Here is a 12,993-nt window from a genome sequence, read left to right on the forward strand (position 1 = left end):
GACCATCGACCCCACCCGCGACTACCAGCCCCAAGACAAGAGAAAACCCCCGAACCCGTAGGTTCGAGGGTTTCCGATGTCCTGAGACATCACATGGCGGTGGTGGTGGGATTTGAACCCACGGATGAGTTGCCCCATCACACGCTTTCGAGGCGTGCGCCCTCGGCCACTAGGCGACACCACCGCCGACGAGCTTACCGGATCCGCCGAGTAGCGAAGAACTCCTTTAGGACGGCGGAGCACTCCTCGGCCAACACGCCCATCACGACCTCGGGCCGGTGGTTGAGCCTGCGGTCCCTGACGACGTCCCAGAGGGAGCCGACCGCACCGCCCTTCTCGTCGACCGCGCCGTAGACGACGCGCTCGACCCGCGACAGCACGGCCGCGCCCGCGCACATCGTGCACGGCTCCAGCGTGACCACCAGCGTGCAGCCGGTCAGCCGCCACTGGCCCGTCGCCTGCGCGGCCTTTCTGAGCGCGAGGATCTCGGCGTGCGCCGTGGGGTCCGCGCCGGCCTCCCTGTCGTTGCCGGCTGCCGCGAGCACCTCGCCGAGCGGGCCGAGCACCACCGCTCCGACGGGGACCTCGCCCCGCCTGCCGGCCTCGGCGGCCTCCGCCAGGGCCAGGCGCATCGCGTCCTGGACGTTCACCTCAACCGGTCGAGCTCGTCGGCGAACGCCAGCCGCTCGGCGATCACCGAGAGGATGTCGGCCGGGAGCACCCCTTCTTCCATGCTCAGCTCCAGCAGCTCCTCAGGGCTCACGCCCAGATCGCTCAGCAGCTCGAAGTCGCCGGCCGGGCGCACGCCGAGGTTGTTGCCGTCCTTGTCGGTGGACACTCCGGCGAACTCGGCGAACAGCCCGCCGAGGCTGTCGGACAGGATCGCGTGGGCGTCGGAGAGGAACACTCTCGGCTCCTCCTCCCCCAGGTAGCGGACGATGGCGAACCACTCGTCCTCCACCTCGACGCAGAGCAGCGCCAGCTCGTCACCTGACAGGCCGAGCGCGTCCGTCACCGCGTCGCCGAGGTCGTCGACGATCTCGGCGTCCCTGAGGTCCACCTCGGCGCCGCTCCAGCCGGTTGAGGTCCTGACGAAGGCCGCAGAGAAGGTGTTCGCCATGTCCGCGCTCCTGAAGAGGGTCAGCCGAAGACCGATTCGATGGCACGCTCGAACGGCTCCGAGAAGCCGAGCCGTGCGGCGATGCTGGACAGCACGTCCTCGGGGAGCAGGTCGATGTCGCCGGACAGGATGCCCAGCTCCATCTCGTCGAGCCCGAGGTCAGCGAAGATCGACAGATCTCCTGCGGGCAGCACGGTGTCCTCGTCCTGGAGGATCTCGTCGAGCTCCTCCTCGTCGGGAACCGGCACGTCGAGGTACTCGAGCACCTGCCGCGCGAGCGGGAAGTCCCAGGACGCGGTTATGTCGGAGAGGAAGACGTCCACTCGATCGCCGAGAACACGCAGCGCCACGAAGAACTCATCCCCAACGGCGACCAGGCCAATCGTGCCGCTCTCGCTGGGCTGCTGGCGCAGGGCGTGGATCAGCCCGTGCAGGTCGGAGGTGAGTGTCGCCGGAAGCAACTCGGCGTCCCAGCATCCGTCTTCGCGATAGACCACGATGGCGAAGTCGAGCGCGTCTTGGTCCGTCATCGCTATTCCCACCCGACCTCTGAGCACCATAGCGCTTCTACGGCCCCCAATCGTTTCAGAACCGACCGCCCGCCGTGTGCCGCTCCGACCAAATTGTGATCAAAACCAACGCGCGACGTGCCGTTTCGTTCCACACAAGATACCGTTGTCCCTTATGGAAACCCTCGTCGTCGACCATCCGCTCGTGGCGCACAAGCTCACCACGCTGCGCGATGTCCGCACCGACTCGCCCACCTTCCGCAGACTCGCGGACGAGTTGGTGACGCTGCTGGCGTACGAGGCCACCAGAGACGTCCGCGTCTCGGACGTGACCGTGGAGACTCCGGTCTCGCAGGCCCACGGGGTCCGGCTGGCCAAGCCGTACCCGCTGGTGGTGCCGATCCTGCGGGCGGGGCTCGGCATGCTCGACGGCATGACCAGGCTGCTGCCGACGGCCGAGGTCGGCTTCCTCGGCATGATCCGCAACGAGTCGACGCTGCAGGCCGAGACGTACGCGACCCGGCTCCCCGACGACCTGTCGGGCCGCCAGTGCTATGTCGTCGACCCGATGCTGGCCACGGGCGGCACGCTCGCCGCCGCCGTGCAGTTCCTCTTCGACCGCGGCGCCGTGGACGTCACCGCGATCTGCCTGCTCGCCGCGCCCGAGGGGCTGGCGTACATGGACAAGGTGTTCGCGAACTCCGGCAAGCCGATCCGGCTCGTCACCGCCGCCCTGGACGACCGGCTCAACGAGAGCGGCTACATCGTGCCCGGCCTGGGCGACGCCGGCGACCGGCTGTACGGCGTCGTCTGAAGAAAGTCCCTTTCCGTCACTCAGAGTCGCCCCTTCGTTACATACTGTGGTTGTGTGGGTATGTAAAGAGAGGAAGGCAACTTCCGCATGGGCGCGAGGGGGCACGATGCGCGATTTTCCGGCTACCGAGGTGTTCTCGTGAACGAGCGCACCGAGGCGGAACCGAGTCCGTACGCGGACGTGGAGTTGGCGCTGCGCGACGAGTTCGCGGGCATCCACTCCCCGGCCACCGTAACGCGCTGCGTGGAGGCAGCACACTACGGCGCGCTGGAGGTCACGGGCTATGCCCATCCCAGCCTTGTCGAACGGATCGCCCGCAAGCACCTTCACGTTCTGGCGCTCGTGGCAAGCGAGCGTGGGTAACCAAGATCAAAAATGACCCGTCAAGTTACCTTTACCCCGGCAGCGGGGTGGGTAATGTATAGGGCGGGCGTAGTAGGTAAGTGGTACGGAGGCGACAGTGCAGGTCAAAAAGGTCCTCACATGGGGTGGTCTCGCTTTTGTGGCGTACTACCTGTTCGCACGACCAGCTGACGCCGCAGACGCGGTCAGAGGGGCGTTCGACACAATGTTCAACGCGGCAGACTCGCTGGCTCAATTCGTGAACAACCTCGCATGAGACTTGTGACCCACGGGGACTCTGCTCCGTCGTCGGTCAACCGTTACCTACTCCCCCACGAACAACAGGTCATCATGGTGCGGCGCCACCCGGCCGTGCTGCTCCGTCCGGTCGCCGAAGTCTTCGGCGGTCTGATCATCGCTGGACTGCTCAGCAAGTTCTTCGGTGACAAGGGCGGCGGCACGGCCCTGGTCGTCGTTTGGTGGCTCTGGCTGCTCCTACTGATCCGTTTCGTATGGAAAGTCGCGGAGTGGTCAGTCGATTACTTTGTGGTGACTTCGAAGCGCATGTTGTTGACTACCGGTCTGATCACGCGCAAGGTCGCGATGATGCCGCTGGGCAAGGTCACCGACATGAGCTTCCAGCGTTCTCTGCTTGGGCGCATGCTCGGCTACGGAGAGTTCATCCTCGAGTCGGCAGGTCAGGACCAGGCGCTGTCGAACGTGGAGTACATCCCCTATCCCGAGACCTTGTATCTGGAGGTCTGTCAGATGCTTTTCCCGGGCAAGGACGACGGAGACGATTAATCTCCCTGTAGGGATTTCTTCAGGCGGGGATACCCGATTCGGCTACTTCATGCAATCATTGCGTGTTGTTGACCCTTCCCCGCCTTGAGAGATGAGATGCCGAGTCAGGGAACCATCGGTGACCGCGTCCGCGGACTGCGGTTGAACAGGCGGATGTCCCAGGCCCAACTGGCCGGGCCCGACCTGTCGGACAGTTATGTCTCACTCATCGAGTCGGGTAAGCGCACACCGACTCCGGTTGTAGCCCGCCTTCTGGCCGAGCGGCTGGGATGCACCACCGAGTTCCTCCTGCACGGGATCGAACCTCGGCAGCGCATCGACACCGAGCTCGGCCTGCGGCACGCCGAGCTCGAACTCCAGCACGGCGATCCCACCGTCGCCGCCGACCGCTTCACGGAGATCGTGAAGGCGGCCGACGAGGAGAACGCGATGCTGACCGCGCACGCCCGCTTCGGCAGGGCTCGCGCGCTGGAGGCCCAGGGCCGTCTCGGCCAGGCCGTCGAGGCGTTCGAGCGGCTGCGCAGGGAGGCCGCGGCGCATCCGGAACGGCTGGCCGACCTGCCGCTCACCGTCGCGCTGAGCCGCTGCTACCTGCGCGCGGGCGACCGCCTGCGGGCCCGCGACCTCGCGGCCCACGCGCTGGACAACGCCGAGCGCCTGCAGATCACGCAGGGCGAGATCGCCATCGACCTGGCCGCCGCGCTGGTCGAGGCCCACGGCGAGCACGACGGCCACTCCACCGAGCTTCAGTACGTGGAAAAGGTGCTCGCGACGAGCGGCGTGCCACACGTTATGGACCGTTCCGGAGAGATCCACACCCTGTGGCAGGCGAGCGTCGCCGCGGCCGCGGGCGACGACTCCGCGCTGGCCGTGCGGCTCGCCGACGACGCCATCATGGCCGGACGCCACGACAGGCTCGCGCTCCAGCTCGCCCGCACCGCCATGCACTGGGCCAGGCTCGACAGCGCGCCGATCGCCGAGGCGGAGCGCCTGGCCGAGGCGGCCACCCGCGCGTTCGCCGCGTCCGGCGACAACGCCCGCGAGCAGGGCCAGAGCCTGATCGCCCACTCCAGGGTGCGGCTGCGCGCCAACGACCCGGCGCGGGCCGGTGAGCTGGCCGCGTCGGCGCTCGCGCTGGTCGACGAGGCGTCCGGCACGCAGGCGGCCGAGGCTCGGCTGCTGCTGGGCACGGTCGCGCTCGACCTCGGTGGCGACGCGTCCGCGCACCTGCGTGCCGCGCACGAGCTGCTCAGCGCGCTGAACCGGCCGGTGTTCGGCTCCGACAGGCAGGCCGCGCGCTGCTGGCGCGAGCTGGGCGACCTGTACGGCAGGGCCGGAGACCGGGTTCAGCAGACCGCCGCGTATCGTAAGGCTCTTGAGGCAGCTGGGGTCCGATCCGCGATGGCGGGGGTGACAGTCGACGCGAGCGTTTCTCGCTGAACTCTCCGGGGGCTCCAGATTTGTGTTTCGGAGTCTGGAATAATTAGGGTCTACCAGTCATTGACTCATAGGATGATTGGTTTCCCCGGAGGAGGCGGACTGTGAGTCTGCGTACGGCTCAGCGGGCCTCGCTCGTCGACCAGGTGATCGATCAGCTCAAGGAGCAGATCACCTCAGGGTCGTGGCAGATGAACGGGAAGATCCCGACCGAAACCGTGCTGGCCGAGCAGCTCGGGGTCGGTCGCAACACCGTCCGCGAGGCCGTGCGCGCGCTGACGCACGCCGGGTTGCTCGAATGCCGCCAGGGCGACGGTACGTACGTGCGCGCAACCAGCGAGCTGTCGGGGGCCATGCTCAGGCGTCTGCGTCAGGCCGAGCAGCTGGAAATCCTCGAGGTGCGGCGGGCGCTCGAGGTCGAGGCCGCTCGCCTGGCCGCCACCCGCCGCAGCGACGAGGACATCCTGCGCATCGAGGCCGCGCTGGCCGAGCGCGAGCGGGCCTGGGAGCTCGACGACCCCGACCACTTCGTCGAGGCCGACCTGGCCTTTCACATGGCGGTGGCGCACGCCACGCACAACCTCGTCCTCATCGACCTCTACGAGGACTTCTCCGCGGCGCTGCGCGCCAGCATCACGGCCGCGGGCACCTCGCTGAACAAGAGCTACATCCCGCACGACGCGATCGCCCGCGCCATCGCCGCCGGCGACGCCACCGCGGCGGAGCGTGCGGGGCACGCGTGCATGGAGCACATCCTCATCGCGCTCACCGACGCCTCCTGAGCAACCCCGGCAGCGCACCCTCATCCCGTTCGCCCAAGCCTCCTGAGCGAACCCGGCAGCGCACCCTCATCGCGCTCGCCCAAGCCCCTCGGGCGGACCCGGTCCGCCCAACCAGCCCACGATGCCGCGGGCTGCGCCAAGCCGTCCGCCTTGCCGCGCCGAGCCGGGCCGTGCCTGGCTCCCCTGTGCGTGGTCTCGCCGGGCGCTTTCAGGTGCCGGTCTCAGCTGGCGGTCGGACGGAGCTGAGCCGCGTGGTCGTTCGCGAACTCCTTGAAGGAGCGTGCGTCGTGGCCTGCCACCTGGGCGAAGTCGCCGGTCGTGAAGTCTCCCCAGCCGCCCGAGTAGGCGATGCCGTACTCGACGTTGACCGCCGCGTTCCACTCGGGCAGGCCCGCCGCCAGCATGGCCTGGTAGGCGTCCTGCGGGGTGACCGGCTGGTACGCGATCGGCTCGCCGTAGACGTCCGACGCCTCCGCCGCCGCTTCCCGCAGCGAGATGCTGGCCGGGCCGGTCAGGGTGTAGATCTTGCCCTGGTGCGGCGCCGGGTCGGTGAGGACGCCGGCGGCGAACTCGGCGATGTCCCTGACGTCGATCAGGCCCATCTTGCCGTCGCCCGTCGATCCGTACAGGGTGGTGCCGGTCACCGAGCCGAAGAGGTTCTGCATGAAGAAGGCGGGGCGGATGATCGTCCAGTCGAGGCCCGAGGCCTGGAGTTCGGCGTCGGAGAGGGCGTGCAGGCGTCCGTTGCGGGTGGGGGCGTCGTGGGACGCGCCGATGGCCGACATGCGGACGACGTGCCGCACCCCGGCCTTCCTGGCCGCCCAGACGGCGTTCATGCTGGCGTGCGGCGCCTGCGGGCCCATCGCGGTGAGCAGCCAGAGGGTGTCGACGCCTGCGAACGCCTGGCCGAGCGTCGCGGGATCGTCCAGGTCACCCACCGATACCTCGTATCCGTCGGGCGCCTTCGCCTGGTCGCGGACCAGCAGCCGGACGTCCGCCGTGCTGGGCAGCGACTGGAGCACCGCGCTGGAGACCGTGCCGGTGGCACCGGTGATCAGGATGGTCATGGTCACTGCTCGCTTTCTGTCGTGGTGCCCTCTTCCGCGGACACCAGCTCGTCGATCAGGTCGAAGAAGGCCCGGATGCCGGGCAGGTTGGCGCCCTTGGCGCGGGACGCGGCGAAGTCGTCAGGAGAGTTCCACTCGACGATGTCGAGCCACTGGTCGTCCGGCAGGCGCACCAGGCGGGCGCCGAGGAATCCGGCGCGGTCGGCGCGGAAGTCCGCGAGCATGCCCGATCGCGCGGCCAGGAGCTGGTCGGCGCGGTCTGCGGGCACGCGGAACCGGGTGAGTTCCACTGTTGTGGTCATGGCATGACGATATAGTAAGAATTATTGACAGTCAAAGATACTGACTAAATGGAGGGTTGATCGTGCGCAGGAGCGAACGCAAGCAGGAGGACCCCGACCTCGGCATCCTGTCCGGCCGGACGCTGTTCGGCCTGCAGCGGGAGCTGTTCGGTGCCCTGGGGGAGCAGGGGCACCCCGAGCTGCGGCCCCGGCACGGCGCCGTGCTCGCCTACCTCGACGAGGAGGGCAGCAGGGCCACCGACCTGGCCGCCCAGTCGGGGCAGCACAAACAGGTCATCGGGACCCTGGTGGACGAGTTGGTGGCCCTGGGGTACGTGGAGCGCCAGCCCGACCCGGCCGACCGCCGGGCCAAGCTGATCGTGCCCACCGAGAAGGGGCTCGACGAGATGGCCAGGTCGGACGCCGCCATGGCCGCCATCGAACGCCGCCATGCCCAGGCGGTGGGCGAAGCCGACTACGCGGCCTTCAAGCGGGTGTTCCGCCTGATCGCGGAGCGCCAGTCGGCCGGGACGCCGTGACCTGCCGGCCCCCGACAGCACGGCGGCGCCTTCCAGACCGGGCGGCCCCCAGGCGGTGACAGCCGCCGTACGGTGACTCCGGCCGCGCGGTCAGCCCCGGGGCGGTGCGACGGCCGTACGGCCGGCCGACGTGGTGACTCCGGCAGCGCGGTCAGCTCTGGCGGAGTGACATCACCAGGTAGCGGAAGGCGGGCTGGCCGTCGCCGGGCACGTCCTGGATCAGGGCGGGCCGGCTCGGCGACTCCAGGTTGATGCGCGCCAGCTCGCTCTCGATGCCCGTCAGCCCGTCGAGCAGGAACTGCGACTGGAACGCGATCTGGATGTCGTCGCCCCGCAGCTCGCACTCGACGACCTCGCTGCCGCGGCCGATGTCGCCACCGCCGGCCTGGATGCGCACCTGCCCCTGGGTGAACGACAGCCGGATGGCGGTGTTGCGCTCGGCCACCAGCGCCACCCGCTTGATCGCGTCGACGAACGGCGTGACCCGCACGTCGGCCCTGATCGACCAGTCGGAGCTCAGGCGGGTGCGGTAGTCGATGAACTGCTCGTCGAGCAGCCGCACGGTGGTGCTGCGGCCGACGCTCTCGAACCCGGCCACGCCGTCGCCCATCGCGACCGACACCTCGCCGCCGCGCAGCGACTTGGCCACCTCGACCAGCACCCGGGCGGGCACCATGGCGGAGACCGCGACGCCCGGCCCGGCGGGACGCCAGGTGAACTCGCGGGCGGCGATGCGGTAGCGGTCGGTGGCGGCCATCGTGACGGACTCGCCGTCGACGTCGACCCTGATGCCGGTCAGCATGGGCAGCGTGTCGTCGCGGCTGGACGCGGGCGCCACCTGGCTGACCGCGGACGCGAACACACCGCCGCCGACCGCGCCGATGGCCGGCGGCATCGTGGGCAGGGCCGGGAAGTCTTCGACCGGCATCGTGATCAGCCCGAACTCGGCGCTGCCGCAGGTGACCACGGCCTCGGGGCCTTCGGTGACGATCTCGACGTCTTCGGCCGGCAGGCTCCGGCTGATCTCGGCCAGCAGGCGGCCGGGGATCAGCACCCCGCCCTCCTCCGCAACGTCGGCGTCGACCGTGGCCCGTGCGGAGACGTCGTAGTCGAACGCGGACAGGCTCAGTTTGTCGCCCGCTTCCAGCAGCAGCCCGGAGAGCACGGGCACCACGGGCCGGCTGGGGAGGACCCTGGCGGCCCAAGCCACCGCGTCTGCCAGAACATCGCGGTTAACCCGGATTTTCACCTGATTGTCCCTTTCCACTCGCCTGCCTCTTCATGAAAATAGCCGGTCCCACCGACAAGAAGGTGCGGGTGCCAACACTCCTGGGGCTCAAGGGGAGCGCGGGGACCGCGCGAGGAACTCACGGTGGGAAAGACCCACGTGCCAGCGCTCCTGGGCTTCAGGGGGAGAGCGGGGACCGCGCGAGACCCTCACGGAGGACGAGAGCGAACGCCGGAGAAGGGTCAGCGGTTGTTCAGGTAGGCCAGAACCGCCAGGACCCGGCGGTTGTCGTCGTCGGACGGCGCGAGCCCGAGCTTGCCGAAGATGCCCGCCGTGTGCTTGGCGACGGCGCTCTCGCTGAGGTAGAGCCGCTGCGAGATGGCGGCGTTCGAGCGTCCCTCGGCCATCGCCTCCAGCACCTCGCGCTCGCGCGGCGTGAGCGCGGCCAGCGGCTCGTGTCTGGCGTTGCTGGCCAGGAGCTTGGCGATGACCTCGGGGTCCATCGCGGTGCCACCTCCGGCGACCCGGCGGACGGCGTCGACGAACTGCCCGGCGTTGAAGACGCGGTCCTTCAGCAGGTAGCCGATCGCGCCCGAGCCGTCGGCGAGCAACTCCTTGGCGTAGAGCTGCTCGACGTGCTGCGAGAGCACCAGGATCGGCAGCCCCGGCACCTGCCGGCGGGCCGCGAGCGCGGCCTGCAGGCCCTCGTCGGTGAAGGTGGGCGGCAGCCGCACGTCCACGATGGAGACGTCCGGACGCAGCTCGACCAGCCCTTTCAGCAGCTCGGGGCCGCTCTCGACGGCGGCGACCACGGTGAAGCCGTGCGCCTGGAGCAGGTGAACCAGCCCGTCTCTGAGCAGGTAGAGGTCTTCCGCGACGAGTACCCGGGTCATCTGCCGCACCTTAGGTGGCGCGGCGTGGCATGCGCCAACCGGCGCATCTTGCGAGCCTGGTGGGGGATCGCGATGGCCAGCACGTACATGGCGGTGCCCAGCGCCACCATGAACAGGATCATCGGCCACTGCCAGGGTTCGGGCAGGTACAGCGCGAGGAACCAGGACTTGTCCTCGATGGCGAGGATCTTGCAGACGGCCGTCACGAGCCCCTGCGGGAACAGCGGGCACCAGGATGTGCACCACAGGAACCCCACCAGGACGGCCTTCCAGCGCGGCATCTTGGGCAGGTTGCCCGCCCAGTGCTCGGGCAGCGCCTTGGGCAGCATCATCATCACGGTGGTCGGCCCGCCCGGCGGGCTGTTCAGCGCGAGCACGCCGTCGAACGCGGCCAGCCGCCGCTCGATGCCCGTCAGGCCGCTGCCCTTGCTCGGGTCGGCTCCGCCCATCCCGTCGTCGGTGACGGTGATGCGCAGGTCGGAGCCGTTGCCGCTGATGTCGATGACCGCCGAGGTGGCGCCACCGTGCCTGGCGGCGTTGGCGAGCAGTTCGCTGATGGCGAAGTAGGCGGCGGCCTCCACCGGCGGCTCCGGGCGGTGCGGCAGGTCGACGTCCACGACCACGCGCAACGGGCTGTCCATGGCCAGCGCGCGCACGGCGTCGGCGAGCCCCCGCTCGGCCAGCACCGGCGGGTGGATGCCGCGGATGACGGTCCGCAGCTCGGTCAGCGTCTCGGAGGACGCCTCCCTGGCCTTGCTCAGCAGCGCCTTGGCCGCCTGGGGGTCGTCGTCGACGAGCTGCTCGGCCGCGCCGAGTGTCATGCCGATCGCGACCAGCCTGGCCTGGGTGCCGTCGTGCAGGTCCCGCTCGATCCTGCGCATCTCCGCGGCCTGGGAGTCGACGGCCAGGTTGCGCGCCCGGTTGAGGTGGTTGACCTGCCCGGCGAGTCGGCTGGCGGCGGTCGCGGAGAGGACGAGCTGGCACCACAGCCCGTACACGCGCAGCCCGCGCCCTGGAAGCAGGAGGAACAGCGGGACGAGGCTCGCCTTGACCAGCGGATCGAGGAACAGCCACAGCCCGTCGCGCCAGGTCGCAGGGTCGCTGACCATCCACTTCCAGCGGTCGTTGAACGCCGGGATCCTGGGCGTCTTGTAGAGCGTGCGGTCGGAGCGGTACATGCCGTCGGCCATCCGCTGGGGCGGCGGCGGTTTGGGCAGGTACGGCGGGTCGATGTCGAGATCCGTCCACGCGCGCAGCAGCGCCCGCGTGTGCTCGGCCACCCTCCTGACCATCCGGACCTGCGGCGGAAAGAGGAAGACCATGCCCAGCGCGAAGGACAGCAGGAGCACGCCCAGGCAGAGGACGAACACAGGCACCTCGACGAGCACAAGCGCGAGCAGGGCCAGCACCTGGCCGTACCTTCTGAGCATGCCTCCAGTCTGTGGGTTCGGCGACTTGTCGGGTACTGCAGCTAGATACACCATTGCCCGGTATCCACCTTGATTCCCCGTGGACGACGTCCTTCCTAACGTCGTGGTCATGAAGGTCATCGAGGTCAGGAACCTCCACAAGCGCTATCCGGACCACGTCGCGGTGGACGACGTGTCGTTCGAGGTGGCCGAGGGCGAGATCTTCGGCATCCTCGGCCCGAACGGTGCCGGCAAGACCACCACCGTCGAGTGCGTCGCCGGGTTGCGCGTCCCCGACAGCGGGACGGTCCGGGTCGCGGGGCTCGACCCCCACACCGAGCGGGACCGGCTGCGCCACGTGCTCGGCGCGCAGCTCCAGAGCTCCGCGCTCCCCGAGAAGATCAAGGTGTGGGAGGCCATGGACCTCTACGCCTCCTTCTACCCACAGCCGGCCGACTGGCAGGCGCTGCTGGAGCAGGTGGGGCTGGCCGGCAAGCGGGACACCCGGTTCGGCAAGCTCTCGGGCGGCCAGCGTCAGCGCCTGTCCGTCGCGCTGGCGCTGATCGGCAGGCCGCGGGTCGCGGTGCTGGACGAGCTGACCACCGGGCTCGACCCGCAGGCCCGCAGGGACACCTGGGAGCTGGTCGAGCAGGTCCGCGACTCGGGGGTGACGATCGTCCTGGTCACCCACTTCATGGAGGAGGCGGAACGGCTCTGCGACCGGGTGGCGCTGATCGACGCCGGCCGGGTCGTCGCCGTCGACTCGCCCTCCGGGCTCATCGCGCAGGCCGGCGGAGGCCAGCGGGTCCGGTTCCGGCCGTCGGCGCCGCTCGACGACGCGCTCCTGCTGGAACTGCCCGAGGTGGACGAGGTCGGCAGGAGCGGCGGGGACGTCGTGGTCTCGGGGACGGGCAACCTCGCCCACGTGGTGACGCTCGCCCTCGCCCAGCACGGGATCGTCCCCAGCGATCTGCGGATCGAGCGGGCCACGCTCGACGACGCGTTCCTCGCACTCACTGGAAGGAAGCTGTCTTGAGGAAGATCTTCGTCGTGGAGGCCAAGCTGCACCTGCGCGACTGGCCCACCATGTTCTTCACCATCGGCCTGCCGCTCGTGCTGCTGCTGGCCCTGGGGAACATCCCCGACATGTCGAAGCCCGACCCCGCCCTGGGCGGGCAGCGGGTCATCGACACGCAACTGCCCGCCATGATGACGATGCTGGCCCTGCTGACGCTCGGCTGCACCGTACTGCCCGCCGTCCTGACCGTCTACCGCGAGCAGGGCGTGCTCAGGCGGATGTCCATGACGCCCGTCCACCCGGGGCGGCTGCTGGCCGCGCAGCTCCTGATCAACCTGGCCATCGGCGTCGTGTCGACGGCGCTGCTGATCGTCGTCGGGCACCTGGTCCTCGGCACCGCGATGCCCAGGCAGTTCCCCGGGTTCGTGCTGGTCTTCCTGCTCGGTTCCGCCGCGCTGCTGGCCATCGGGCTGGTGATCGCGTCGATCGCGCCCAACGGCAAGACGGCGCCGGGCATCGGCTCGGTGGTGATGTTCCCGCTGATGTTCCTGGCGGGGATGTGGATCCCGCGCGAGATCATGCCGGACGCGCTGCGCACCGCGAGCGACTTCTCCGTGGCCGGGCCGTTCGGCCAGGCGCTCCGCGACACCTGGGCGGGGCACCCGCCGCAGCTGCTGCACGTCGCGGTGATGGCCGTCGGCCTGCTGCTGTTCGGCGGGCTGGCCGTGCGGCTGTTCCGCTGGGAGTGAC

16 protein-coding genes and 1 tRNA gene are annotated in these 12,993 nt (G+C 69.4%); 8 read left to right on the forward strand and 9 right to left on the reverse strand.

Going from position 1 to position 12,993, the window contains the following annotated elements; translation table 11 throughout:
• Nucleotides 1-94 precede the first annotated feature (94 nt).
• The 4 genes from ABT294_RS48965 to ABT294_RS48980 all read right to left on the reverse strand — a co-directional run bounded on the left by ABT294_RS48965 (nucleotide 95) and on the right by ABT294_RS48980 (nucleotide 1,650).
• Nucleotides 95-184 (reverse strand) — tRNA-Ser (locus tag ABT294_RS48965).
• A 10-nt stretch (nucleotides 185-194) separates the two neighbouring features.
• A complete protein-coding gene (tadA, locus tag ABT294_RS48970; protein WP_350813410.1) occupies nucleotides 195-650 on the reverse strand; it encodes a tRNA adenosine(34) deaminase TadA in 456 nt (151 codons plus the stop codon).
• Nucleotides 647-1,120: a tRNA adenosine deaminase-associated protein gene (locus tag ABT294_RS48975; RefSeq protein WP_350813411.1), complete on the reverse strand. Its 474-nt coding sequence runs from the start codon at nucleotides 1,118-1,120 to the stop codon at nucleotides 647-649. The genes tadA and ABT294_RS48975 overlap by 4 nt, the downstream gene beginning before the upstream one ends.
• A gap of 20 nt (nucleotides 1,121-1,140) precedes the next feature.
• Nucleotides 1,141-1,650 (reverse strand): tRNA adenosine deaminase-associated protein, encoded by a 510-nt coding sequence (locus ABT294_RS48980; protein WP_350813412.1) that lies wholly within the window; start codon nucleotides 1,648-1,650, stop codon nucleotides 1,141-1,143.
• A 154-nt stretch (nucleotides 1,651-1,804) separates the two neighbouring features.
• Here ABT294_RS48980 and upp point away from each other — a divergent pair, with 154 nt between their 5' ends.
• The 5 genes from upp to ABT294_RS49005 all read left to right on the forward strand — a co-directional run bounded on the left by upp (nucleotide 1,805) and on the right by ABT294_RS49005 (nucleotide 5,808).
• Nucleotides 1,805-2,443 (forward strand): uracil phosphoribosyltransferase, encoded by a 639-nt coding sequence (gene upp, locus ABT294_RS48985; protein WP_350813413.1) that lies wholly within the window; start codon nucleotides 1,805-1,807, stop codon nucleotides 2,441-2,443.
• A 138-nt stretch (nucleotides 2,444-2,581) separates the two neighbouring features.
• Nucleotides 2,582-2,806: a hypothetical protein gene (locus ABT294_RS48990; RefSeq protein WP_350813414.1), complete on the forward strand. Its 225-nt coding sequence runs from the start codon at nucleotides 2,582-2,584 to the stop codon at nucleotides 2,804-2,806.
• A 252-nt stretch (nucleotides 2,807-3,058) separates the two neighbouring features.
• The gene (locus tag ABT294_RS48995; protein ID WP_350813415.1) at nucleotides 3,059-3,589 is read left to right on the forward strand and encodes a PH domain-containing protein; all 531 of its coding nucleotides are present in this window, start codon (nucleotides 3,059-3,061) and stop codon (nucleotides 3,587-3,589) included.
• Nucleotides 3,590-3,685: 96 nt separating this feature from the next.
• A complete protein-coding gene (locus tag ABT294_RS49000) occupies nucleotides 3,686-5,029 on the forward strand; it encodes a helix-turn-helix domain-containing protein (RefSeq protein ID WP_350813416.1) in 1,344 nt (447 codons plus the stop codon).
• A 101-nt stretch (nucleotides 5,030-5,130) separates the two neighbouring features.
• The gene (locus tag ABT294_RS49005) at nucleotides 5,131-5,808 is read left to right on the forward strand and encodes a FadR/GntR family transcriptional regulator (protein WP_350813417.1); all 678 of its coding nucleotides are present in this window, start codon (nucleotides 5,131-5,133) and stop codon (nucleotides 5,806-5,808) included.
• A gap of 221 nt (nucleotides 5,809-6,029) precedes the next feature.
• On the opposite strand, the gene ABT294_RS49010 is transcribed toward ABT294_RS49005, so the two are convergent.
• Together ABT294_RS49010 and ABT294_RS49015 are read right to left on the reverse strand one after the other, a co-directional pair.
• Nucleotides 6,030-6,875 carry an SDR family oxidoreductase gene (locus ABT294_RS49010; RefSeq protein WP_350813418.1) on the reverse strand — a complete coding sequence of 282 codons (846 nt, stop codon included), beginning with the start codon at nucleotides 6,873-6,875 and terminating at the stop codon, nucleotides 6,030-6,032.
• Between the two features lie 2 nt (nucleotides 6,876-6,877).
• Nucleotides 6,878-7,177, reverse strand: coding sequence for an antibiotic biosynthesis monooxygenase family protein (locus ABT294_RS49015; RefSeq protein ID WP_350813419.1), 300 nt, complete (start codon nucleotides 7,175-7,177; stop codon nucleotides 6,878-6,880).
• Nucleotides 7,178-7,239: 62 nt separating this feature from the next.
• Here ABT294_RS49015 and ABT294_RS49020 point away from each other — a divergent pair, with 62 nt between their 5' ends.
• Nucleotides 7,240-7,695, forward strand: a complete 456-nt coding sequence (locus ABT294_RS49020; RefSeq protein WP_350813420.1) for a MarR family winged helix-turn-helix transcriptional regulator — start codon at nucleotides 7,240-7,242, stop codon at nucleotides 7,693-7,695.
• 151 nt (nucleotides 7,696-7,846) lie between these two features.
• Here ABT294_RS49020 and dnaN read toward each other — a convergent pair whose 3' ends face one another.
• From dnaN to ABT294_RS49035, 3 genes are all read right to left on the reverse strand, one after another.
• Nucleotides 7,847-8,944 carry a DNA polymerase III subunit beta gene (gene dnaN / locus ABT294_RS49025; protein WP_350813421.1) on the reverse strand — a complete coding sequence of 366 codons (1,098 nt, stop codon included), beginning with the start codon at nucleotides 8,942-8,944 and terminating at the stop codon, nucleotides 7,847-7,849.
• A 221-nt stretch (nucleotides 8,945-9,165) separates the two neighbouring features.
• A complete protein-coding gene (locus ABT294_RS49030) occupies nucleotides 9,166-9,816 on the reverse strand; it encodes a response regulator transcription factor (RefSeq protein WP_350813422.1) in 651 nt (216 codons plus the stop codon).
• Nucleotides 9,813-11,246, reverse strand: coding sequence for a sensor histidine kinase (locus tag ABT294_RS49035; protein ID WP_350813423.1), 1,434 nt, complete (start codon nucleotides 11,244-11,246; stop codon nucleotides 9,813-9,815). The genes ABT294_RS49030 and ABT294_RS49035 overlap by 4 nt, the downstream gene beginning before the upstream one ends.
• A 109-nt stretch (nucleotides 11,247-11,355) precedes the next feature.
• Here ABT294_RS49035 and ABT294_RS49040 point away from each other — a divergent pair, with 109 nt between their 5' ends.
• Nucleotides 11,356-12,261 carry an ABC transporter ATP-binding protein gene (locus ABT294_RS49040; RefSeq protein ID WP_350813424.1) on the forward strand — a complete coding sequence of 302 codons (906 nt, stop codon included), beginning with the start codon at nucleotides 11,356-11,358 and terminating at the stop codon, nucleotides 12,259-12,261.
• Nucleotides 12,258-12,992 carry an ABC transporter permease gene (locus tag ABT294_RS49045; protein WP_350813425.1) on the forward strand — a complete coding sequence of 245 codons (735 nt, stop codon included), beginning with the start codon at nucleotides 12,258-12,260 and terminating at the stop codon, nucleotides 12,990-12,992. Before ABT294_RS49040 ends, ABT294_RS49045 begins: the two co-directional genes overlap by 4 nt.
• Nucleotide 12,993: the final 1 nt, after the last annotated feature.

The sequence above is a fragment of the Nonomuraea sp. NPDC000554 genome, assembly GCF_040300065.1.
Taxonomy (GTDB): Bacteria; Actinomycetota; Actinomycetes; order Streptosporangiales; family Streptosporangiaceae; genus Nonomuraea.

What these genes read in the sequence shown, in the direction of transcription:
- ABT294_RS48975 (WP_350813411.1), bottom strand. Translation starts at nt 1,120, where the DNA reads ATGGCGAACACCTTCTCTGCGGCCTTCGTCAGGACCTCAACCGGCTGG.
- ABT294_RS48980 (WP_350813412.1), bottom strand. Translation starts at nt 1,650, where the DNA reads ATGACGGACCAAGACGCGCTCGACTTCGCCATCGTGGTCTATCGCGAA.
- upp (WP_350813413.1), top strand. Translation starts at nt 1,805, where the DNA reads ATGGAAACCCTCGTCGTCGACCATCCGCTCGTGGCGCACAAGCTCACC.
- ABT294_RS48995 (WP_350813415.1), top strand. Translation starts at nt 3,059, where the DNA reads ATGAGACTTGTGACCCACGGGGACTCTGCTCCGTCGTCGGTCAACCGT.
- ABT294_RS49000 (WP_350813416.1), top strand. Translation starts at nt 3,686, where the DNA reads ATGCCGAGTCAGGGAACCATCGGTGACCGCGTCCGCGGACTGCGGTTG.
- ABT294_RS49010 (WP_350813418.1), bottom strand. Translation starts at nt 6,875, where the DNA reads ATGACCATCCTGATCACCGGTGCCACCGGCACGGTCTCCAGCGCGGTG.
- ABT294_RS49015 (WP_350813419.1), bottom strand. Translation starts at nt 7,177, where the DNA reads ATGACCACAACAGTGGAACTCACCCGGTTCCGCGTGCCCGCAGACCGC.
- ABT294_RS49030 (WP_350813422.1), bottom strand. Translation starts at nt 9,816, where the DNA reads ATGACCCGGGTACTCGTCGCGGAAGACCTCTACCTGCTCAGAGACGGG.
- ABT294_RS49035 (WP_350813423.1), bottom strand. Translation starts at nt 11,246, where the DNA reads ATGCTCAGAAGGTACGGCCAGGTGCTGGCCCTGCTCGCGCTTGTGCTC.
- ABT294_RS49040 (WP_350813424.1), top strand. Translation starts at nt 11,356, where the DNA reads ATGAAGGTCATCGAGGTCAGGAACCTCCACAAGCGCTATCCGGACCAC.